The sequence below is a fragment of the Phycisphaerales bacterium genome (assembly GCA_035627955.1).
Lineage (GTDB): Bacteria > Planctomycetota > Phycisphaerae > Phycisphaerales > UBA1924 > JAEYTB01.
The window spans coordinates 102,753-124,201 of record DASPKU010000011.1 but is presented as its reverse complement, the minus strand read 5'-3'; the positions used below and the strand labels follow the sequence as shown (position 1 = coordinate 124,201).

Annotated in this window: 18 protein-coding genes and 1 tRNA gene; 8 read left to right on the top strand and 11 right to left on the bottom strand. The window is 67.9% G+C overall.

Features of this window, described 5'->3' with window-relative positions; all coding sequences use genetic code 11:
- Nucleotides 1-14: 14 nt before the first annotated feature.
- Nucleotides 15-2,042 (top strand): thioredoxin family protein, encoded by a 2,028-nt coding sequence (locus VD997_09295; GenBank protein HYE62179.1) that lies wholly within the window; start codon nt 15-17, stop codon nt 2,040-2,042.
- Nucleotides 2,043-2,191: 149 nt separating this feature from the next.
- A tRNA-Gly gene (locus VD997_09290) sits at nt 2,192-2,263 on the top strand.
- 340 nt (nt 2,264-2,603) lie between these two features.
- On the opposite strand, the gene VD997_09285 is transcribed toward VD997_09290, so the two are convergent.
- Complete coding sequence (locus VD997_09285; protein HYE62178.1) at nt 2,604-2,963, bottom strand: heavy-metal-associated domain-containing protein; 360 nt, start codon at nt 2,961-2,963, stop codon at nt 2,604-2,606.
- Between the two features lie 396 nt (nt 2,964-3,359).
- On the bottom strand, nt 3,360-6,191 hold the full coding sequence (locus VD997_09280; protein ID HYE62177.1) for a hypothetical protein: 2,832 nt from the start codon (nt 6,189-6,191) through the stop codon (nt 3,360-3,362).
- 218 nt (nt 6,192-6,409) lie between these two features.
- Between VD997_09280 and VD997_09275 the strand changes: the two genes are divergently transcribed.
- Nucleotides 6,410-6,994, top strand: coding sequence for a sigma-70 family RNA polymerase sigma factor (locus VD997_09275; GenBank protein ID HYE62176.1), 585 nt, complete (start codon nt 6,410-6,412; stop codon nt 6,992-6,994).
- Nucleotides 6,995-7,040: 46 nt separating this feature from the next.
- The gene (locus VD997_09270; GenBank protein ID HYE62175.1) at nt 7,041-9,521 is read left to right on the top strand and encodes a serine/threonine-protein kinase; all 2,481 of its coding nucleotides are present in this window, start codon (nt 7,041-7,043) and stop codon (nt 9,519-9,521) included.
- Here the strand turns inward: VD997_09270 and VD997_09265 are convergent, their stop codons facing one another.
- Nucleotides 9,522-10,097 (bottom strand): methylated-DNA--[protein]-cysteine S-methyltransferase, encoded by a 576-nt coding sequence (locus VD997_09265; GenBank protein HYE62174.1) that lies wholly within the window; start codon nt 10,095-10,097, stop codon nt 9,522-9,524.
- 149 nt (nt 10,098-10,246) lie between these two features.
- Here VD997_09265 and VD997_09260 point away from each other — a divergent pair, with 149 nt between their 5' ends.
- Both VD997_09260 and VD997_09255 read left to right on the top strand, forming a co-directional pair.
- The gene (locus VD997_09260; GenBank protein HYE62173.1) at nt 10,247-11,821 is read left to right on the top strand and encodes a carboxypeptidase M32; all 1,575 of its coding nucleotides are present in this window, start codon (nt 10,247-10,249) and stop codon (nt 11,819-11,821) included.
- Nucleotides 11,822-12,034: 213 nt separating this feature from the next.
- On the top strand, nt 12,035-12,307 hold the full coding sequence (locus tag VD997_09255; GenBank protein HYE62172.1) for a hypothetical protein: 273 nt from the start codon (nt 12,035-12,037) through the stop codon (nt 12,305-12,307).
- Nucleotides 12,308-13,344: 1,037 nt separating this feature from the next.
- Here VD997_09255 and VD997_09250 read toward each other — a convergent pair.
- The 7 genes from VD997_09250 to VD997_09220 form a co-directional block, all read right to left on the bottom strand.
- Entirely contained in the window at nt 13,345-13,572 is a 228-nt protein-coding gene (locus VD997_09250; GenBank protein ID HYE62171.1) for a hypothetical protein, read from the bottom strand.
- Nucleotides 13,573-13,690: 118 nt separating this feature from the next.
- A complete protein-coding gene (locus VD997_09245) occupies nt 13,691-14,557 on the bottom strand; it encodes a choice-of-anchor R domain-containing protein (GenBank protein HYE62170.1) in 867 nt (288 codons plus the stop codon).
- A 170-nt stretch (nt 14,558-14,727) separates the two neighbouring features.
- Nucleotides 14,728-15,480, bottom strand: a complete 753-nt coding sequence (locus VD997_09240; GenBank protein ID HYE62169.1) for a hypothetical protein — start codon at nt 15,478-15,480, stop codon at nt 14,728-14,730.
- Nucleotides 15,481-15,588: 108 nt separating this feature from the next.
- The gene (locus tag VD997_09235; GenBank protein HYE62168.1) at nt 15,589-15,816 is read right to left on the bottom strand and encodes a hypothetical protein; all 228 of its coding nucleotides are present in this window, start codon (nt 15,814-15,816) and stop codon (nt 15,589-15,591) included.
- 87 nt (nt 15,817-15,903) lie between these two features.
- Nucleotides 15,904-16,059: a hypothetical protein gene (locus VD997_09230; protein HYE62167.1), complete on the bottom strand. Its 156-nt coding sequence runs from the start codon at nt 16,057-16,059 to the stop codon at nt 15,904-15,906.
- A gap of 228 nt (nt 16,060-16,287) precedes the next feature.
- A complete protein-coding gene (locus VD997_09225) occupies nt 16,288-17,331 on the bottom strand; it encodes an HD domain-containing protein (GenBank protein ID HYE62166.1) in 1,044 nt (347 codons plus the stop codon).
- Nucleotides 17,332-17,681: 350 nt separating this feature from the next.
- Entirely contained in the window at nt 17,682-18,329 is a 648-nt protein-coding gene (locus VD997_09220) for a c-type cytochrome (GenBank protein ID HYE62165.1), read from the bottom strand.
- 158 nt (nt 18,330-18,487) lie between these two features.
- Between VD997_09220 and VD997_09215 the strand changes: the two genes are divergently transcribed.
- On the top strand, nt 18,488-19,657 hold the full coding sequence (locus VD997_09215) for a hypothetical protein (GenBank protein HYE62164.1): 1,170 nt from the start codon (nt 18,488-18,490) through the stop codon (nt 19,655-19,657).
- A 201-nt stretch (nt 19,658-19,858) separates the two neighbouring features.
- Nucleotides 19,859-20,878, top strand: coding sequence for a hypothetical protein (locus VD997_09210; GenBank protein HYE62163.1), 1,020 nt, complete (start codon nt 19,859-19,861; stop codon nt 20,876-20,878).
- Nucleotides 20,879-21,125: 247 nt separating this feature from the next.
- Here the strand turns inward: VD997_09210 and VD997_09205 are convergent, their stop codons facing one another.
- On the bottom strand, nt 21,126-21,365 hold the full coding sequence (locus VD997_09205; protein HYE62162.1) for a hypothetical protein: 240 nt from the start codon (nt 21,363-21,365) through the stop codon (nt 21,126-21,128).
- Nucleotides 21,366-21,449 lie beyond the last annotated feature (84 nt).

Sequence of the window (21,449 nt, the reverse complement as noted above, 5' to 3'; positions counted from 1 at the left end):
CGTACCCTTCCCATATGAAACCCGCCCACCCGGCGCTCCACCCCCGCGCGCTCCGCTTCCTCCTCGCCTTCGCCGCCGCGCTCGCGGCCTTCGCCCTCCCCGCCCACGCCCTGGAAGCCGTTGAAGTCACCGCCACCCCCCAGCACACACAGGTCGCTCCCGGCGGCACCCTCGTCGTCGCCATCACCCTCGACCACGGCGACGAACTCCACAGCTGGCCCGCCAGGATCACCGAACTCCCCAAGGCCATTGATGAGTTCGCCATCCGCACCAGCATCGACCCCGCCAAAGACATGCCTGCGGGCGTCCACCTCACCGGTGTCCAGTGGCCGACCTCCAAGCCCTACAAGGCTCCCAACCCCGACGGTAACGGCACGATCGAGGCACCCGTCTACTCCGGCAAAGCCACCGCTTACGCCGTCCTCAAGCTCGACGCCTCCATCAACCCCGGTGACCTCACCATCCCGCTGAAAGTCCGCAGCCAGTCCTGCAACGACGACGTTTGCTTCCCACCCAAGACCTTCACCCTGCCGGTGAACATCACCGTCGCGGCCCAACCCTCCGCCGCCGCGTCCGATCCCACCCTCTTCGCCGGATTTGATCAGGGTAAGGTCACGCCAACCACCACCGCTCCGCCAGCACCGCTCGGCAACCCAACCCAGCCCGCCGCCGCTCCCTCCGCCAACCCGGCTCCAGCCCCAGCACCCCCGCCCGAACTCACCCAGCGCAAGTTCCTGGGCATGAACGTCGGCAGCAGCCTCCTCATCCTCTTCCTCCTATCCGTCCTCGGCGGCGCCGTCCTCAACCTCACCCCCTGCGTCCTCCCCATCATCCCCATCAAGATCATGACCCTCGTCGAGCACTCCGGCGGCTCCAACCGCCGCGTCGTGCTCGGCCTGTGGATGGCAGTGGGGGTGGTCGCCTTCTGGACCGCCGTCGGCCTGCCAGTCGTCATCGCCCGCATGGCCTCCAACGCCGCGCTCGACCCCACCCGCTTCATCTTCGGCACCTGGTGGGTCACGCTCGGCCTTGGCGTCCTCATCGCCCTCATGGGCCTGGGCATCATGGGCCTTTTCAGCCTCAACCTTCCACAGTCCGTCTATCTCATCAACCCCAAGGCCGACACCGCCCGCGGCTCCTTCTTCTTCGGCGTCATGACCGGCGTGCTCGGCCTGCCCTGCTTCGGCTTCGTCGCCGGCGGCCTCCTCGCCGGCAGCGCCGCACTCCCCGCCTCAACCATCTTTGCCATCTTTGTGGGCCTTGGCATCGGCATGGCCGTGCCCTACCTCGTCCTCTCCATCAACCCCGCGCTCGTCAAGCACCTGCCGCGCACCGGGCCCGCCAGCGACCTCGTCAAGCAGGTGATGGGCTTCCTCCTCCTCGCCGCCGCCGCCTACTTCATCGCCGTGGGCATCAAGACCTTCCTCGCCGTCAAGCCCTGGTACCACGGCTCCATGCCCTTCTGGTCCGCGGGCCTCTTCGTCGCCATCGCCGCCCTCTGGCTCCTCCTCCGCACCTGGCAGATCACCAAGGGCCCGTTCCGGCGCGTGACCCTCAGCGTGCTCGCGATCGCCGCCGGCTGGGGCGCCATCGCCTTCGCCTACACCTACGCGCAGTCCGACCGGCGCGACTATGACGCCCGCATGGCCGCCCTCAAGAACGCCGCCCCCGGCCAGCTCATCCCCGGCGCCTGGAGCCCCTTCGACCGCTCCCTCCTCGAGAAGGCCCGCACCGAGGGACACACCGTCATGGTCGACTTCACCGCCGACTGGTGCCTCACCTGCAAGTCCCTCAAGCGTGGCATCCTCGACCAGGACCCCGTCCGCACCCGCCTCCGCGACGTCGTCCTCCTCGAAGCCGACGTCACGGCCGATGAGGCCCCCGCCTGGGACTTCCACAAAGAGCTCGGCCAGACCGGCGTTCCCACCCTCGCCATCTACGGCCCCGGCCTCACCCAGCCCGTCATCCTGAACGCCTACACCCCCGAAACCGTCATCGACGCCCTTAACAGGGCGGCCACCAAACCTCTGACCCAGCGGTAGGCTTTCCCGTTGCCAACTGCCTTCTTCCCATTGCCCATTGCCCCATCCCCATTGGCCGCCCCGCCCATTGACACCTCGCCCCAGCCCGTCTACGTTTCTCTCCCCCTGAACCCGTCCGCCCACGCGGCCGATACAGGGTCTGACAACCCGCGGGTGTAGCTCAGTGGTAGAGCGTCACGTTGCCAACGTGAAAGTCGAGGGTTCAAGTCCCTTCACCCGCTTTCCGCTTTTCCCCCCCGAACGGCCCGGCTCCCCCCGCTGGGCCGTTCCCTTTTTTGGACCACGGCGCCTCTCCCCACCCCGACGCTGCGATGTGCCGCGACGCCGGGACTGAGCGAGTCCTCGAGCGAAGCCCCGGATTGGCCGCCAGCATCGAGTTCCGCAGCCGTCCACCTGCTCCCGCCTTCCCTTTCGCGCCTTCGCTCCCCCTTCGCGACCTTCGCGTTCAAAGTCCCCCTCCGCGCAACTCCGCCCCCTCCGCAACCTCCGCGGTAGTGCCTTCGCGCAAAAAAAACGGCCACCACACGGCGGCCGTCTCGAACGATCATCAACCCCTGACGCTTACTTCCCCCCGCGCTTGATCTCCTCGCGCCGCTTCGGGTCCAGGCACTCCGGATCCTCCTCCTGCGCGAAGTGCTCCATCTTCCACTTCGTGACCGCCGCGTCCAGCGCCTTCTGCGACGCGGGGTTGCTCTCATCCAGCGTCACCCGCGCCGTCTTGCTCGCAAAGTCGACCTTCGCCGTCTTCACGCCCGGCACCTCGACGAGCTCCTCCTCGATGTGCTTGGCGCAGTTCTCGCACGCCATCCCATCCACCTTGAACACCGCCGTGCGGACATCCGACGACCGGTGCGCGGAGTTACACCCGCCCGCCACCAGAGCCATACCCGCCACCGCAACGCCGATGATGTGATGCTTCATGCCCCGATCCTACGACGCCGGGACTGAGGCGTCCTCGCCGAAGTCGCGGGTTCGTGCGCACAAATCCCGTTCGCCCATTGTCTCAATGCCTCCAAGCCTTCCCCCTTCGCGCTCTAAGCGTTCAAACTCCCCCTCCCTCCGCGAACCCCGCCCTTCCGCGCACCTCCGCGTACCCGCCTTCCTCTTCGCACCTTCGCTCCCCTTCGCGCCCTTCGCGTTCCAACCTGCTTCCCCCTCCGCGTTCCAACTCCCTTCCCCCCTCCGCGAAACTCCGCCCTTCCGCGCAACTCCGCGTACCCGCCTTCCACTTCGCGCCTCCGCCCCCTTCGCGTTCAAAAACAAAGGCCGCCCGCGCACAGCACGGGCGGCCCCTCCTCCCTCAATCACTAAAAAACCTCAGCAGCCCCCGCCCCCCAGCACGCGGAAGAACGCCTCGATGTCCTGGTCTGTGCCGATGTCCCCGTCGTAGTTGAAGTCCGAGTGGCACCCCTCGCAGCACGTCCCGCCCAGGCACGCGAAGAACGCCTCGATGTCCTGGTCCGTGCCATAGTCGCCGTCGGCGTTGTAGTCGCTCGACCCGCACCGCTGCACCACCGTCAGCGTCACCCCATGCGCGTCATAGCTCGCGGCCACCGTGCTCGAGTACGGCGCATCCGGCTCCTCGATCTGTCCGAACTCGCCCGTCAGAGTGCCGTTCACATCCAGCACCCGGTACGTGGTCCCCAGCGGCGCGGCCGAACTCCACTTCACCCGCAGCTTGCCCGCGATCGACGCGTTCCCCGTCACCCGCACGTGGTCGTACTGCGTGGTCTGCACCGGCCCCGCCAGGTCCACCTCAAACGTGCCGCCCGAGGTCTGCGTGTAGTTGGAGTGGATCGTAATCTCGCCCGCGCCGCCCGGGCCCGACCCGACGCCCGCGCCCAGCACGCCCGCGTTGTTAGTCACCACCGCTTGCACGCTGCCGGCTCCCTCAAGCCGCCCGCCCGCCAGCGTCACCGATCCGCCGCCGATCCCGCCGCCCGACAACTGCGTTACGCCCGCGGTCTGGAGGAGCCCGCCGTGGAAGTACGTCCAGCCGCCCAGCAGCTCAAACCCGCCCGAGTTCTCGATCGGGAAGAAGAACTGCGCGTTCCCCCCCGTGGTCTTCCGGGCCGTGGCCGTGTTGTTGAACACCTTCGCCCCGCTGCCCGCCGCCCAGTAGGTGTTCTGGAACTCGACCGTCCCGCTGTTGGTGAACGTGAAGTTCTCGAACATCCGGCCGTACCCGCTCTGCTCCACCAGCGTGCCGGTGTTGTGCAGCGTGCCGGTCAGGGTGAGGTTGGCCCCGTTCCACACCATCTGCCCCGCGTTCGTCAGGGTGTGCGGGCCCGTGTTGATCGCGCCGGCCTGCACCTGCACCGGGTTGCCGCCGAAGGTGAGCGTGGTGTCGTCCGCGAGTGAGAGCCCGCCCGTCACCCACACCGACCCGCTGTTCACGCCCGTGTACTGCCCGCGCAGGGTGGCGTTCTCGAACAGCAGCCCCGCGGACCCCACCGTCCAGCTGCCCGCGGGGGATGATGTCACCAGCCCGCGGAAGTACGTGTTCCCCTGCTGCAGATCAACGCTGGCGTTGTTCACGAATGGCAAGAAGATCTGGGCGTTCGCGCCCGTGAGCTTGCGCAGCACACCGTTGTTCACCACCTGCGAGCCGCTGCCCACCCAGTAGGTGTTGTGCCACTCCAGCACGCCGCTGTTCGTCAACGTCGCGTTGACGAATGTGCGCCCGTACCCGCTCGTGTCCGACAGCGTGCCGGTGTTCACAATCGTGCCGCGGAGGTCCGTGTTCGCCCCATTGAGCACCATTCGCCCCTGGTTCGTCAGCGTGTACGGCCCGGTGTTCAGGTCGTTGCCGTGCCACTCAAACGCGTTGGGCGCCGAGTTGATCGTGGTGTCAGCAGAGAGCGCCAGCGGCCCGCTGCCCCGGAACGTGCCGTTGTTCGACACCCCGAACCGCCCGCTCAGGGTCATGTTCCCCAGCTCAAGCCCCGCCGCGCCGATCGTCCAGCTCGACGCGGGCGTTGAGTTCAGCGTCGTGTTCCGCCAGTACGCCCACCCCTCCTGCACGCTCACACCCCCGTTGTTGACGGTGGGCAGGAACATCTGCGCGTTGGAGCCGGTGGTCTTCAGGATTGTCCCGTTGTTGGTGAGCAGCGCCCCGCCCTCGGGCGCCCAGTACGTGTTCCGGAACTCCAGCGTGCCGTGATTGGTGAACGTCGCGTTCTGGAACGCCCGCCCGTACCCGCTCGTGTCCATCCACGTTCCGCTGTTCACGAACGTCCCGTTCAACGTCAGGTTGGCCCCGTTCAGGACCAGCAGCCCCTGGTTCGTGAACGTCGACGGCCCGGTGTTGATGCTGCCCATGTGCCACTCGAGCGGATTGCCCGTGATGTTGAACGCGGTGTTGCCGCTCACCGCGATCGCGCCGTGCATCCGCACCGCGCCCGCGTTCGTGCCGTTGAACTGGCCAGACACGGCCATGTTCTCGAACTGCAGCAGCGTGCCCGCGCCCACGCTGTACGCCGCCGCTGGTGTCGATGTCACCGTGTTGTTCCGCAGAAACAGCCCCCCGCCCTCGACCTGCACCGCTCCCTGCTGGTTCAGGTTCATGAACAGCTGCGCGTTGGACCCCGTCGTCTTCTTCAGCAGCCCCGTGTTCGTCACCAGCGCCCCGCCCGCGCCCGGCGCCCAGTAGCTGTTCTGGAACTCCAGCGTCCCGCTGTTGTTGAGGGTGAACGCCTCCAGCGAGCGCCCGTACCCGCTGATGTCCACGATGGTTCCCTGGTTGTTGTAGGTCCCCGACCACGTCAGGTTCGCCCCCACCATCCGCATCGTGCCCGTGTTCGTGACCGGCTGCACCACGCGGAAGTCGCCGCTGTGGATGTCCATCACGGCCGCGCTCGTCATGTCCAGCGCGCCGACGTTCACATTCCCGTTCACCACCACCGACGCTCCGCCGAGATGCACCACATCCGCCGTGCCCGGGGTTGGCAGCCCGGAGCTGCAACCCGTGTAGCCCCAGTTGTTGTAGTGCACCCACCCGCCCCCGCTGCACTGCGGGCCCGGCGCACAATCCTGGTACCAGTTGTTGTTGCAGTAGGGCGCAAACGTGAAGTCCGCCCGCGTCACCCCCGCCACTGCCCCGCCCGCCGCCAATGCCACAACCGCCGCCCGCTGAGCGCGCACCTTCATTGCCGATCTCCTTGTGCCGTGTCGAGCGGGGCCGACGAAACCTCGCGGCCCCCGCGGAAGGCCGTAGAGCGACCGCGCACCTCTCCTGACAGCAGGCGACGAAAAATAAAATCCCCCGTCCGAGGCCCGCCAATCCGCCCCGCACTCCCCCGTTACCGGGCCTCAACCCGCAAAAAACACCTGCCGTTCGGGGCTTTCTCGGATAATCTACCCCCGCAATGCTCTCGCACTCCGCCACACAATCCATCCTCCTCGCGAGGCTGGCCGACTCCCAGGACCCGACTGCCTGGGCCGAGTTCGTGGAGCGCTATGCCGACCTCATCCGCCGCTTCTGTCACCTCCGCGGCCTCAGCGACGCCGACACCGAGGACACTCTTCAGGACGTGCTCCTCTCCCTCACCAAGTCGATGCCCGGCTTCCGCTACGACCCCTCCAAGGGCAAGTTCCGCTCCTACCTCAAGACCGTCGTCGTCCACGCGATCTCCAAAAAGCTCCTTCAGAACCCGCGGCATGCACGCCTATCTGCTGTCGGCTCCACCGGCACGCCCGCCGACGAGGCCGACGAGGCACTCTGGGAATCCGAGTGGCGCCAGTACCACCTCCGCCGCGCCCTCAAGACCATCGAGGCCGAGTTCTCGCACAGCGACCGCCAGGCATTCGAGCGCAACGCCCTCCGCGGCGAGCCGGCGCAAAACGTGGCCGATGCCCTCAACATCTCGGTCGACAGCGTCTACCAGGCCAAGAGCCGCATCTCCCGCCGCCTCTCCGCCCTCATCCGCCAGCAGGTCGAAGAAGAGGGCTGAGCGAAAACCTTTCAGCAACACGCCCCGATCAGCCCACTTGTAGTGCATGGACCGCGCTGCCCACAACCCCGTCGACGCGACCTCGAGCGTGGACCGCTCGAGTCTCGGGTCCAACTCGCAGTGGTTCCTCGACGAGAACGAGCTGCTGACCGAGCTCCGGCGCGCCCGCATCACCGTCGACGCCACGCCCACGCTCCCCAACTACACCGGCATGGCCGAGGTGCAGCGCGGCGGCCAGGGCATCGTCTACTCCGCCACCCACACGCCCACCCGCCGGCCGGTCGCCGTCAAGGTCCTGCACCCGACCGCGCTGACCTCCCACAACGCCCGCCGCCGTTTCGAGCGCGAGGTCGAGCTCGCCGCGGCCCTCCGCCACCCAGGCGTCGTCCGCGTCTACGACAGCGGGGCCACGCCCGACGGGCGCCTCTACCTCACCATGGAATGGGTCGAGGGCGAGACGCTCGACGCCGTCGCCGTCAGGAACAACCGCGACCAGCGCCTCATCGCCGACCTCATCGCCCGCGTCGCCGAGGCCCTCAACCACGCCCACCTCCACGCCGTCATCCACCGCGACCTCAAGCCTTCCAACATCCGCCTCTCCAGGGACGGCACGCCCACCATCCTCGACTTCGGCCTTGCGACCGCCTCGACCCGCGACCTTACCGAGATCACCGCCACCGGCGCGTTCCTCGGCTCCCTCCCCTGGTCCAGCCCCGAGCAGGCCCTGGGCCGCCACGCCCAGATCGACACCCGCACCGATATTTACTCTCTGGGTGTCGTGCTCCACCAGCTCCTGACCGGCGAGTTCCCCTACGACGTCAAGAGCGACATCCGCACCGCCCTCAACAACATCGCCGGCGCTCCACCCACGCCGCTGCGCAAGGTCCGCGCCGACATCCACGAGGACCTAGAGGTCATCACCGCCAAGTGCCTCGCCAAAGAGCCCGCCGAGCGGTACCAGACCGCCGCGGAGCTCGCCCTGGACCTCCGCCGCTACCTCGCGGGCGAGCCCATCGCCGCCAAGCGCGAGTCGATGTGGAACACGATGCGCCGGCAGGCTGTGCGCTACCGTGTGCTCGCCTGGGCGGGCGCCGTCGTGCTCATCGTCTCCAGCCTCTCGCTCGTCGCGGTGATGCGGTACGCCGACACCGCCGCGCTCGAGCGCGACCGCGCCCAGCAGGCCTCCATCCATGCCGAGAACAACCTCAGGTTCCTCACCCAGATGCTCCACGCCGCCGACCCCGAGGCCCACGAGAGCGGGCGCGACGTCCGCGTCGTCACCATCCTCGACCGCGCAGCGGCGACGGTCGACCAGGACCTGAAGCACGACCAGGCCGCGCTCGCGGACATGCACGCCACCATCGCCCGCGCGTACGCCGCGCTGGGCCTCTTCCCCCAGAGCGAGCATCATTCCCGCGCCGCGCTCCACATCGCCCAGAACCATGAGGAGATGGGGCCCGACCACCCCAAGACGCTCGAGTACGAGGCCAACGTCTACGACGCGATGCTCCAGCAGTCCAAGCTGCAGGAGGCCGAGCCGCTGCTGCGCTTTCTGATCGCCCGCATGGACACCGTGCTGGGCCCCGCCCACAAGAGCACCATCCTCGCCCGCAACGACCTGGGGGTCTGTTGCCGACTGCTCAACAAGCTCGACGAGGCCGAGTCCACGTACCGCGCGGCCCTTGCCAGTGCGGGCGCCGACACGGACCCCGAGACCATCCTTGCCCTCCGCAACAACCTCGCCTCGCTGCTGCACTCGCAGGCGCGGTACGCGCAGGCGCAGGAACTGTACGAGCAGGTCCTCGCCGACCGCACCCGCGTGAGCGGCAAGGACCACCGCGAGACCATCGTCGTCCTCAGCAACCTGGCCACGCTCCACATGGACCAAGGCCACTTCGCCGACGCCGAGAAGCCGCTCCGCGAGGCCTACGAGTCCTCGGTTAAAGTCCGCGGCCCTGACCACCCGACCACGCTCACCCTGCAGCACAACTTGGCCTTCGCCGTCGAGAACCTCGGCCGCACCGACGACGCGCTCATCCTCTGGCGCGAGATCGTCGAGCGGCGAGGGAGGGCGCTCGGCGCCGACCACGCGCACACGCTCGTCTCGATGTCCAACCTCGGGTCGCTGCTCTCCCGCTCGGGCCAGGGCGAGGAGGGCGAGCGCTACATGAAGCAGGTGCTCGAGCGTCGCACGGCCACCCTCGGCGAGCGGCACATGGACACCATCATCACGATGGGCAACCTCGCGAACGTCTACATGAACTCCGGCCGGCCTGCACTCGCCGAGCCGTGGCTGCGAAAAGCCGTCGAGCTCGCGCAGCCGGAGCAGAACATCGTCCCCGAGAAGCATTGGCTGCGGTTCGCGTACATGGGCAATCTCGGCCGGTGCCTGTGGATGCAGGGGCGGAAGGACGAGGGCGCGCCGCTGCTGAACACGGCGATCGCGGAACTGACTGCACGTGTTGGCGCGGATCACCCACAGACGAAGAACGCGAAGAACAATCTGGCGAAGCTGCAGGCGCCGTAATCACGAGAACAGGACGGTGCGTGCGCCGCGGGCTTCGTGCTCGAGGAGCCAGCGCTTGCGGTCGAGGCCGCCGCCGTAGCCGTGCAGGCCGCCGTCGCTGTTGATGATGCGGTGGCAGGGGATGACGATCGCGATGCGGTTGCGGCCGTTCGCCAGGCCCACGGCCCGCGCGCCGCCGGGCTTGCCGAGCTCGTCCGCGACCTCTCCGTAGGAGCGGGTCACTCCGTAGGGCACGCGCCGCAGCACGCCCCAGACGCTCTGCTCCCACGCGGTGCCGGGGGTCATCAGCGGTACGTCGAAGTGCTTGAGGGAGCCGTCAAAGTACGCGGCCAGCTCCAGCAGCAGCTGCTCCAGCGGGCCGGGGAGCTTGCTTCCCGCGGGCGCGATCTCGCGCCGGGTCAGTTTTGGGAGGTCGCGCAGCTCGGTCTTGAGCGCGCGACGGTCCTTGAACTCCAGCAGGCAGACCCCCTCGTCGGTGGCGGCGGCGACCATGCCGCCCAGCGGGGAGTCGAACTCGGTGACGACGATGGGCGACGCTGGCGCGTCGGGGCCGTCCTGGATGGTCGCCTGCTTCACCGTGGTTCCTCCCTGACTCTTTCCATGACGGGGGCGGGGCGCATCGTCGCATAACCGGATCGCGTAATCAACTGTTTCGAAATTGTTAAGACCTGCTCACGCGGGGGCGCTCCACCTACACTGCCCGTCCGCACACTTTGGAGTTCTGCATGACCGCTACCGCCGCCGCGCCCTCTGCCGCTTCCAAGGACAGCACCAGCCCCTACGGCGAGCTGTGCAAGGCCCTGTACGACGTTGCCACGCTTTCTGCGGTCAGCCAGCTGCTGAGCTGGGACCAGGAGACGTACATGCCCGCGGCCGCGGCGGGGAACCGGGCGGAGCAGCAGGCGATGCTGGCGGCGCTGGTGCACGAGCGGAAGACCAGCCCGCGGATGGGCGAGCTGCTGGCCGCGTGCGAGTCGGACTCGGCACTCAATAAGTCGGGCAGCGAGTCGGCGGCGAACCTGCGAGAGATCCGTCGCGACTACGACCTTGCGACCAAGCTGCCGGCGGAGCTTGTCGCCGAACTCGCCCGCACCGGCAGCCAGGCGCAGGAGGCGTGGAAGCACGCCCGCGAAAAGTCGGACTTCGCGGCCTTCGCGCCGTGGCTTGAGAAGATGATGGCGCTGACGCGCCGCAAGGCGGAGGCGTACGGTGCGCCGAAAGGCGGCGAGCTGTACGACGCGCTGCTGAACGAGTACGAGCCGGGGATGACGGCGGCGGAGGTCGAGAAGATATTCACGCCGCTGCGGGCGAGCTTGACGGAGCTGATCCAGCAGGTGCAGGCGTCGGGCACGAAGGTCAACACGAAGGTGCTGAGCATCGCGTGTGACCCTGCCGACCAGCACAAGTTCGGGCAGAAGGTGCTCGAGCACATGGGCTTTGACCTGTCCGCCGGGCGGCTGGACGTGACGACGCACCCCTTCTGCTCGGGCTTTGCGCCCGGCGACACGCGGCTCACGACGCGGTACCGCGACGAGAAGTTCACCGACGCCCTGTACGGCACCATGCACGAGGCCGGGCACGGGCTGTATGAGCAGGGGCTGCCCAAGCTCGCCAAGAACAAGCACGGCCCGCTCTTCGGCCAGCCCCTGGCGGAGGCGATCTCGCTCGGCATCCACGAGAGCCAGTCCCGGATGTGGGAGAACTTCGTGGGCCGCAGCAAGGCCTTCTGGAAGTGGGCGCACCCGCAGATCGTCAAGCACCTCTCCAGGAAGTTCGACAAGTACACACCCAAGGACCTGTACCTGGCGACCAACACCACGCAGCCCAGCCTGATCCGCGTGGAGGCCGACGAGGGCACGTACAACATGCACGTGATGATCCGCTTCGAGATCGAGCGGGCGCTGATCGCCGGCGACATGGCGGTCAAGGACGTGCCGGGCGAGTGGAACCGGCGGTACAAGGAGTACCTGGGCGTTGACGTGCCGGATGATCGGCGCGGGTGTTTGCAGGATGTGCACTGGAGCTTCGGGCTCATCGGGTATTTCCCGACGTACACGCTGGGGAACCTGTACGCCGCGCAGCTGTGGGACACGATCAACGAGCAGATCCCCGACCTGCAGAAGCAGATCAGCAAGGGCAAGTTCCTCGAGCTGAAGGAATGGCTGAACACCAACATCCACCGGCATGGCCGCCGCTACCTGGCGGGCGAGCTGTGCAAGAAGGTGACGGGGAAGGAGCTCTCGGCGGAGCCGCTGCTGCGGCACCTGCGCGAGAAGGCGGAGGCGGTGTACGGGATCTGAGCACCATGGTGCAGGCACGGCACATCGACTCGGGTTGCTCGGTGTACGCCTATGCGGACGAGTTCCTGGTGCACTGCCCAAGGTGCAGGGGGCGCGCGCGGGTGGTTCCATCGCCAAGAGGATCGGAAGGGGGGCGAGCGGCGGTCGCTGTGGTCGGGGCCCTTCACCCTGACGTGTCAGTGCGGTCATCTGGAGCAGCGCAAGCCGAACTTCTTGTGGGGACGCGAGGCGGTCGACATCGTGTTCCGGCTGCCGTTGTGGCTGGTCACGCCGTGCCGCGGGCGGACGCTGTGGGTGTACAACGGGCGGCAGCTGGGTGATCTTGAGAGTTACATCGCGGCGACGCACCGGCCGCGGGTTGTGGTCAATGGGCAGCGGGTGAACAGGAGCTACCTCGCGCGGCTGCCGGGGTGGATGCTGGCGGCCTCGGCGCGGGACGACGTGCTCGCGGCGGTCGCAAGGCTGCGGGCGAAGCTGGTTGCGTGATGTTGGGTTTGTGATGATGCCGGCGGGTGGCTTCGCCGTGGCGTTGTCCGTTGCGCGAGTCGTGGCGGCGCTTGGTTGATGGGTCGGTGCGCGGGGCGCTGGCGAGCGTGGAGGCGGAGGTGAGCCGTCGGGCGGTCTGCGTCTTGGGTCGTGCGTGGGGTCGTCGGGGTTGGACCCTCGCTGGCGCGTCGGGCTTGACATGCGCAGGATGGTGGTGGCTGCGCGGCGGGCGGTCTCTTCGTGGTTGGAGTAGGTGGCGATGCCGAGCAATCGCGAGAGGGCCGCGTGGTTGGACTCGGCGTGCAGCGTCTGCGTGCGATGGTTGGCGATGCTGGTGATCTGGTCCAGGTGGTGCTTGATGTGCGGCTGCGCGGCCCAGGCGGCAAGCTCGAGGACGGAGATGCCGAGGTTGTGGGCGAGGTGCGGGAGGCGGGAGTCGTGGTCGAACCAAGCTTCGAAGATCTCGCGGCCGCGGGGGGTGAGGGGGGCGTTGATGTCGGATGTCGGATGTGCGGTGTCGGAGGGGGGGAGGGGCGGATGGGAGGCGTGCGAGTCATGGGAGGCATGCGGGTTGGTGGGTGGGGTGTGCATCGCGCGGGTCCTCTACCTCAAGGGTGGAGGGCGATGTTTGTGCGCGCTTTTTGAGGGGTGGTGGTGGGCGTGCGTGCGTTTGGGCCTGTGATTCTCGGGGCAAGAAAATCTGTCGATTCTGGGAGATCGGGTTGGTGCGCGTGCGGAGTTGTGCGCACAAACGTCGCCGATGGTGGCGAAGGTGGTGTGGGTGGGGTGGTTGCGCGGGAGGGCGATTGCGCGCGTCTGGTGACAACGGTTGCGCTGGTCGTTGGAACGGGGAAGTGGGGGTGACGGTGGTAAGTGGGGGTGGTGTAGGGGGCTGCGCGCGGCAAGTCGATCTCGCTTGGCGCTCGGTGTCGCACGCATCGATTGACCGCTCAGGGCAGCGGTCAATCGATGGCACCCCGGCGAGCGCCGTACGCTGAATACCCGCGCGGGCTGGTGGGGCCGGCGCGGGGCTGCTGCTACTTGTTCTTGCGCTGGCTGTCGCTCCCGCCCTGCGCCTGCCGCCCTTGGCCGCCGGTGTCGCCGCCTTTCTCTTGCTGCTGGTTCTGCTGCACCTGCTGGCTGTGGTGGTCGAGGTTGGCCTGCACCTGCGGGCCCGGGACCTGGTTGGCGCCAAAGCGTCCGTCGGTGGGCATGCCGCCCTCGGGCCCGCCGCGTCCCTGGTACTTGCCGGGTTCGTTTGCCATGAGTCTGCTCCTTGTTTGGCCCGCCGCACGCGGCACGCACCGCGCGGGACGCGGGCGGTCAAGCGCGCAAGGCTAGCCGTGGGCGCCGGGGACCGACGTCGTGCTGGTTCAAGCGGTTTCAGGTCAGGTGGTGATGGGAGTTTGGTCGAGATCCAGGTGTCTGGGGGCGCGAGTCCATAGCGACGAAGACGTTGCCATGGCACGCGAGGACGTGCTCACCCAGGCGGTGAGCATGCCACACGTGATCGGAGTGTGGGCCGCGGCGAAGACGCATAGCGACGAAGACGTCGCCATGGCACGCGAGGACGTCGTCAGTGCACTTGGAAAGGTCAGCGGCGGCGGCGGGCGAGGGTGGTGAGGGCGATGGAGAGGATGGGGAGTGCGGCGGGGGCGGGACTGGGGTGGCGTTGATGCGGAAGGCGGCGCGTTCGGAGTCGGTGCCGGGGATGCCGGTGGCGGGGTTCCAGGGGCCGTTGTTGACCTGCCAGGCGCGGAGGCCGAAGTCGTCGACAACGTTGTAGGCCCAGGAGAGGTGGGCGTCGGTTTCTTCGGTGCGAAGGGAGAGCCAGTAGGTCTGGCCGTTCTGCAGGATGACGTCGCCGCCGAAGGGGGCGAGCATGGGCGGGGGCATGGTGCCGGGGGTGATGGTGCCGCCCGCGCTGGTCTGGTCGAGGACGGCGCCGGGGACGCCGCTCGCGTCGGCGTGGAGAGTGAAGAAGACGCGGTCGGGGCCGTAGAAGTGGTTGACGGCGACCTCGGCGGAGTCGAAGTAGTAGTTGCCGCCGGTGACGGTAAAGGGCACGGCGTCCTCGAAGGCGTCGCCGCCGAGGGGGCCGCCGTAGGAGAGGGTCCAGCCGTAGACGGTGTCGTAGCTGTCGCCGGGGCCGAAGTTGCTGAAGAGGACGTCGGCGCTGGTGTGGGTGGCGGTGAGGGCGGTGATGGCGGTGATTGCGGCGATGGTGGTGATGGTCAGTGCGGGACGCATGGGCTCACTCCCTTGGGCGCGGCGGTGGCCCAGCCGTTTCCACGGCGCGCTCCGATAAGGGGGAAGCTACACCGGGTTGGGCGGCGTGCCACCAAAGTGGCGGGCTGCCAACGACAGCGGGGGCCCGCTCGCGCAGGCCCCCGCCGGAAAAGGACGCCAAGGGAGTTGGCTCAGGCCGCGGCCTTGCCCTTCAGCTGGGTCTCCTGGCTGAACTGGTCGGCGATGAACATCCCCCCGCCGCCCTCAACCCCGAACTGCACCGTGAACAGGGCCGACTGCGGGCCGGACTGCTGCCCGCGCTTGCCGGTCACGATGTACGCCACCGACCGCGTGCCCGCGGGGATGGTGGCATCCACGAACTGCTTCTCGCCCACCACGTCCAGCAGCACGAAGGCCCCGGTGTTGAGGCGGCGCTTGACCTGGTAGACCACGTTGCTGATCCCGCGGGGGTTGCTGCACTTCCACTTGATGGTGAGGGCCCCGTCGCTGTCGATCTGCGCCGTCAGGTCCCGCGGCTGCGCGGGGGGCGGGGCGGTGCCGGGCTCCTTGGGGGCGGGGATCTGCCCCAGGGCGTACGTCGCGCCGGGGTTGCTGCTGTTGCGGGCGGTGGTCTCGATGTCGCGCACGCACGCGGCCGCCTCCACGCGGAGCAGGCGGGTGTTGGTGTTGTACTCGGTGGTGGCCGCCAGGGCCGCGGCCTTGGCCTTGATCTGCGCCGCCTCCGAGGCCTGCGCCTTGGCGAGCGCCGCCTTCAGGGCCGCGATGCGGGCGGGCGGGATGTTGAGGGCGACAAGGTTGTCCTCCCACCCCTCCTCCCGCGCGGCGACAAAGTTGATGAGATCGGACGCTTTGGACGGCAGTACTGGACCCGAAAAGTTCCACCCGGAAACCCCGGCAACGTCGCCGCAGGCCCTCCAGGTCATGCACCCCTCATCGGCGGCACTGGTTTTCAACTGAACTGACTTGCCTGGATTTGGCCCGTTTATTCCGCCTGCGCCGTCGGCGCGGGCCGCTTCGTCCTGATAACCGCCTCAAAGACCACGCCTGTTCGGGTTCTGAAATGGCCGCGAGGTTGCAACAGGCGCGGCCCGTTGCCCAAAGTGCGCGAGCATTTGGAGCTTTTGCGCGAGCATTTCCCGCGTTTGCGCGATCATTTGGAGTCTTTGCGCGAGCATTTGCCGCGTTTGCGCGATCATTTGGAGCTTTTGCGCGAGCATTTCCCGCGTTTGCGCGAGCATGCGCGGCGTTTGCTCGAGCATTCGTGCCATTGGCGGCTTTGCCCGCCAGTGCCGCGGCGACGCAGAGCGCGCGGGGACCCTCAGGGCCCGCGCAATGTCGGCACTGAATCAGCGAGCGACCATCCTGTAGACCAGGATGAGCAGGAAGACGACCACCACTCCCAGCATCACGAGCCACGCCTGGCGGGTCCTGCGCCGCTCCAGCCGCCGCCCGCGTGGGTTGAGGTTTTTGAACGCCCAGTTACGCAGCATCCACTTGAGCACGTTTGATCGTAGTGCAGCGGTGCGCAGGGCCCGGTGCGACTGGTTGCTCGCCGACAAGTGCCGCGGTTGCCCCGTGCTGAGGAGGAGCCCGGTGCCACTGGCGGCTCGCCCGCCAGTGCCGCGGTTGCGCCTGTGCGCGCGGGTGTCGCCGCCGCGCCCCGCGTCACCGCCGCACTGGCGGGCAAAGCCGCCAGTGGCACGCCGGGTCGTGACGAACCTCACCGCACGTCACGCCAGCGGATCAGGCCGGTACAGCTTCGTATCCAGCGCCCACTGCTTCTCCGTGAAGTTGCCGCCGAGGTCGAACGCGTTGGCGCGGTCGGGCCGCGCTGCGGCCAGCGACATCGTCGTCTTCGCGTCCAGGTTGTCGAGCTGCGAGACCAGGATGGCCTCGGGGGTGGAGGGGACCTTGGCGGCGCCGAACTCGGGCTGGCCGTGGTGGGAGATGATGATGTGCTGCAACACCGTCAACAACCCATGCGGCAGGCGCAACCCATAATCGCGCATGACGAGCTGGGCCTTGTCGTGGAGCATGATGGCGCCGTCCACGATGTGGCCGATAAGCTCGCCGCGGTCGGAGTAGCAGAAGGCGCGGTCGTAGCAGAGCTCGCGGGTCTTGCCCAGGTCGTGGAGGAAGAGGCCCAGGATCACGATGTCGCGGTTGATCTTGGGGTAGAGGGGGCAGATGCGGTCGGCGAGCTTGACGAGGGTCAGGGTGTGCTCGAGCAGGCCGCCGAGGTAGGCGTGGTGCATGGACTTGGCGGCGGGGGCCTGCTTGAGGGCGTCCATTAAGAACTTGTCGTCGGTATAGGCCTTGGCGAGGGCCTTCGCGGCGGGGTGCGTCAGCGTGTCGAGCACGGCGAGGAGCTCGCCGAACATCTCGTCGCAGTCGCGGGCGGAGCAGGGGAGCAGGTCGCGCATCTGCTCGGGGGTGGGCTCGATGGGGCGGATGCGCTGGATGATGAACTGGACCTCGCCCTGGTAGGCCTGGGTCTGGCCCTCGACGTAGACGAAGCCGTCGGTAGGGAGGCTGGTGTAGGTGGGCTCGTCGATGGTCCACATGCGGGCGGGGACCTGGCCGGTCTTGTCGCCCAGCAGGCACTTGAGAAAGTACTTCTTCTGGTCCTTGGTGGTGCCCAGCTGCTTGTTGATGATGGCGAACTCGCCGGCGATGTCCTGCGGGGGCTCGGAGAAGTCCTTGATGTAGGTGCGGGCGGGCTTGGTGGGGGCGGGGCGGGGGGTGGGGGTGGTCGTGTTGGCGATGGTGGACATTCAGGGTCTCGCTTCAGAGCCTTAACGCGGAGGATCGCGGAGTAGGGCGGAGGTGCGCGGAGGGGGGACCTTGGAAGTGAAAAACCCCGCGGGTGGGCGGGGTTGGGATTCTAGGGGATGGCGGGCGTGGGAGTGGTGGGGGAAAGACCGGGATCGTGGTGGTGGACTTCGCGCTTCGTGCACCCTTTCAGGGTGCGGGTGGGAGCGCGGCCGAGGTGTCCGTGGGCGGCGCTCGGCGAAGCGCCTCGCTCTGCCCGCGGCTACTGGCCTGCTGCCTTGCAGGCAGCGATTGCGGTTGAGTGACCTGTCGCTGGCCAACCATCGAGATGAGGACATCTCGATGGCACGGGTCAGTGGCCCGGTGCGGGTGCGGCGGGCATGCCCGGTGGGGGGGTGAAGGTGGAGTCGGGGGCCTTGTTCTTCACCGCGGGGAGGGACTTGAGGTAGGTGTAGATCGCCTTGACGTCCTCGTCCTTGAGCTCCTTGTAGTAGCCCACGGGCATGGGGGGCAGGATGGGGCGGCCGCCCTTCCAGTGCTGGCCGGTCTTGAAGCTCTTGGCGAAGGTGTCGAGGGTCATGACGCCGAGGAGGCCGGTCTCCATGTCGGGCGTGAGGTTGGGGGCGACGGCGGTGCCCAGGGGCGTGGCGAAGGCGGTGAGGGTGGGGGCGATGGTGCCGATGTTGCCCTGCTGGATCATCGACGGGTTCCAGGTGGGGAGCGGCGCCTGCTCGGGGTGGCCGGAGAGGAGGCGGTCCTTGATGGGCTGGCCCTTGTCGTCGTGGGGGGTGTGGCAGTCGTTGCAGGCCATGATGGTGACGAGGTACTGGCCGTGGGCGCGGAGGTCGGCGTCGGAGAGCGGGGCGGGAGCGGCGGTCTTGGTGACCTTGCCGGCGGGGGCTTCTTTGCCACCGTCCTTGTTGGTCCGCGGGCTGGTGGCCATGTAGAGGATGCCGCCACCGGCGGCGAGGGCGAGGATGAGGATGATGGCGGCGCGCATGAGCTGACTCCGTGTGCTGGTGCTTGGTCCCGGGTGGTGTGAGAGCCGGGTGGAGTTCTTAGGTGATCACCCCGGGACTTTCAACTCTCGTTGAGAGGATGTTGAGGTCCACACGGCACGGTGAGCTGGACCCTTCTCTCGCTTACGAAAGGAGTTGTATGAACAAGCTGAACCGCTTTGTGAGTGTGACCGCATTGATCGCGGCGGTGGGCGCGGCCGTGTCGATCGCGCAGCCGACGACGCAGCCGACGCAGCCTTCGCAGCCGACGCAACCCACTCAGCCGACGAACCCCACGACGCCGCCGACGACGACGCCGACGCGTCCGGATCAGCCGACGACGCCGCGTCAGCCGGACACGACTCGTCCGACGCAGCCGACGACACCGCCGACGACGACGCCGCGGACTCCGGACACCACGCGTCCGACCCAGCCGACCTCACCGACGACGACGCCGACGACTCCGACCACGCCGCGTCAGCCGGGGACCACGGATCCCAACCGCGACACGCGCGACCCTAACCGTGACCTGCGCGATCCCAACCGCGACACGCGGCAGCCGGGGACGACGGACCCGACGCGGCGTGACACCACGCGCGATACGACCATCACGCGTGACGCCAACCGCACAACGCAGACCACGACCGTGACCCGCGAGCAGGTGGACCAGTTCGTGACCACGTGGCCGGTGGAGACGCGCCGCTTCGTGACCACGCACTTTGAGACCTTCGGCGCCCCGGTGGCGGCAACGAATGAGTTCGTGGTGTGGCACGACGTGGGGCCGTGGGAGAAGGTGATGGTGATGAACGAGGCCTACGACAACACGGTGATCGTGGGCGGGCCCAAGGAGTTCATGACCACGTGGCTGAGCATGGACGTGCCGGCGGCCAAGGCGTGCGACCTGATGCGGTTCAACCCCAGCATCATCGTGAACCAGACGGCGAAGCAGGTGGGCGTGATGGCGAGCAGCCAGGAGATGGCGTTCGCGACGTTCAACCTGGCGCACGAGATCATCCAGGGCAGCCGCACGGTGGAGGATGCGCAGCAGCAGCTGATCCAAGTGTCGCGGACCATCCAGCAGGGCGGGGCGCGGGACCCGATCACCATGCAGCTGAACTTCCAGCCGGCTGCGCCCACTGGCGGTGACATGAACCGGCCCAATGGCGTGCCGTTCCGTGACGGGGGCTTCAACCCGCCGGGCAACGACCGCATCAACCGGCCGGGCGACAGCACGCCTGGCAACCCGGGGCGCCCCAGCAACACGCCCCCGGGTCGTGACAAGGACCGCCCTGGCATGGAGCCCAATACTCCGCCGCGGCGTGGGCCGTGAGCGGTGCCCTGAGCTGGCTCGCTTGATGCGGCCGCTAACTTGAGGCAGTTACGTTGGCAGTCACATGGGGCCACCGCGAGCGCGGTGGCCCTTTCGCGTGTGTGAGCGCGTGGGCGCGTTCTTGCATGCGGCGCTGAGGCGCGGTTCAGGGCGCGGCTGCACGGTAGCGGCCAACCCTCTCCCAATATTGAAAGGAGCAGCATGAACAGACTCAACCGAGTAGTCACTGTCGGTGCGTTGGTCGCGGCGGTCGGGGCGACGGTGTCGCTGGCGTTCCAGCCCGAGACATTGCGGCCGACGCAGCCCGGGACTCCCACGACGCAGCCGGGCACGCAGCCGCGTGATCCGTCGCTGCCGGGGCGCGATCCCAGCATGCAGCCGGGCCGCACGCCCACCCTCAGCCAGCCGGGCATGAACCAGGGCGGGGACTTCAAGTTCCAGCAGGGGCAGAAGGTCTCGCGCGAGCAGGTGGACCAGCTGATCAACGCGTGGCCGCAGGAGAGCAAGAAGGCGGCGCAGGCGACGCTCGAGAAGTACGGGCCGCCCGACGGCGGCACGTTCCAGGAGCTCATCTGGCACGATGCGGGCCCATGGCACAAGGTGGTCGTCTCGAAGGAAGCCCACGACCACAACTTCCCCATGGCCCACAAGGACGTGCTGATGGGCGTGATCAAGTTCAAGGTGCCGCAGGACAAGATCTCCGACCTCATGGCCTTTGACGGCAGCCTGGTGATCAACCGCACGGCGGGCACCATCGCCGCGGTGTGCGACAAGGAAGAGGCGAACTTCGCGGCCCTCAACCTGGCCCACGACATCATCCAGGGCAGCAAGAGCGTGGAGGAGGCCAAGGACCAGATGGCCAAGGTGGCGCAGGGGATCCAGCAGGGCACCAACGACCCCATCACCCAGGACTTCAAGTTCGAGGTGGACAACAACCAGGAGACGGGCGACCCCGACCAGCCGCACCGTCAGACCCCTGGCATGACGCCGACCGATCGCCCGTCGCGCGACCTCGACCGGCCCAGCCCCACCATGCCGCGCACGCCGGGGACGACCGACCCCACGCTGCCGCGCCGGCCGGGGACTGATCCGGACGTGCCGCGCACGCCGGGCACGGACCCCAACCGGCCCACGCCGCCGCGCGACCCGCTGAACCCGACGAACCCGGGCAACCCGACGCCGGACAACCCGACGCTGCCGCGGCGTCCGGGCGGGGGTTGATGGTTGTTGTTGAGAGCTTATAAGAGACCGTGGTGAAGAGTTGAGACTCCAGGGCCCCTGTGCGCGAGTGCGGGGGCTTTTTTCGTGCGCTGGAGTTCTCGGGGCGAGCGTCAAGGCGCTACCGCGGAGTTTCGCGGAGTGGGCGGAGGGGCGCGGAGTTGGGGAGGAGGACTGAACAAGCTGCAGGAGCAGGTCCAAGAAAAACGGCGTTCTGACGCCGCGGGGGAACGGCCCGTGTGGTGTCGCGTTATTGGGCCCTGCAGTTCAGAGCAAACGGTGCCCAGTTCAGAGCAAACTGCAGACCTTCCAGGGCAAACTGCAGACCTTCCGGAGCAAACAGCAGACCTTCCGGAGCAAACAGCAGACCTTCCGGGGCAGACAGCAGACCTTCCGGGGCGAACAGCAGACCTTCCGGGGCAGACACCAGACCCTGCGGGTCGGACGGTGGACCCTTCGTGCGAAGTGCAGCCGCTTCGACGGGGGTCACCGGCGAGTGCTTCGCCACCAGTAGCGCGGTTGTGCGGAGAGCAAGGCGACGGCCACTTGGGACGCGTCGCGAAGTTGTCGGGTG

Bases quoted from the DNA above. Each gene is read 5' to 3' on its own strand.
- VD997_09285 (HYE62178.1), bottom strand. From the start codon at position 2,963: ATGAAGCATCACATCATCGGCGTTGCGGTGGCGGGTATGGCTCTGGTG.
- VD997_09260 (HYE62173.1), top strand. From the start codon at position 10,247: ATGACCGCTACCGCCGCCGCGCCCTCTGCCGCTTCCAAGGACAGCACC.
- VD997_09225 (HYE62166.1), bottom strand. From the start codon at position 17,331: ATGTCCACCATCGCCAACACGACCACCCCCACCCCCCGCCCCGCCCCC.
- VD997_09215 (HYE62164.1), top strand. From the start codon at position 18,488: ATGAACAAGCTGAACCGCTTTGTGAGTGTGACCGCATTGATCGCGGCG.
- VD997_09275 (HYE62176.1), top strand. From the start codon at position 6,410: ATGCTCTCGCACTCCGCCACACAATCCATCCTCCTCGCGAGGCTGGCC.
- VD997_09235 (HYE62168.1), bottom strand. From the start codon at position 15,816: ATGCTCGAGCAAACGCCGCGCATGCTCGCGCAAACGCGGGAAATGCTC.
- VD997_09270 (HYE62175.1), top strand. From the start codon at position 7,041: ATGGACCGCGCTGCCCACAACCCCGTCGACGCGACCTCGAGCGTGGAC.
- VD997_09240 (HYE62169.1), bottom strand. From the start codon at position 15,480: ATGACCTGGAGGGCCTGCGGCGACGTTGCCGGGGTTTCCGGGTGGAAC.
- VD997_09295 (HYE62179.1), top strand. From the start codon at position 15: ATGAAACCCGCCCACCCGGCGCTCCACCCCCGCGCGCTCCGCTTCCTC.
- VD997_09220 (HYE62165.1), bottom strand. From the start codon at position 18,329: ATGCGCGCCGCCATCATCCTCATCCTCGCCCTCGCCGCCGGTGGCGGC.
- VD997_09250 (HYE62171.1), bottom strand. From the start codon at position 13,572: ATGGCAAACGAACCCGGCAAGTACCAGGGACGCGGCGGGCCCGAGGGC.
- VD997_09210 (HYE62163.1), top strand. From the start codon at position 19,859: ATGAACAGACTCAACCGAGTAGTCACTGTCGGTGCGTTGGTCGCGGCG.
- VD997_09280 (HYE62177.1), bottom strand. From the start codon at position 6,191: ATGAAGGTGCGCGCTCAGCGGGCGGCGGTTGTGGCATTGGCGGCGGGC.
- VD997_09245 (HYE62170.1), bottom strand. From the start codon at position 14,557: ATGCGTCCCGCACTGACCATCACCACCATCGCCGCAATCACCGCCATC.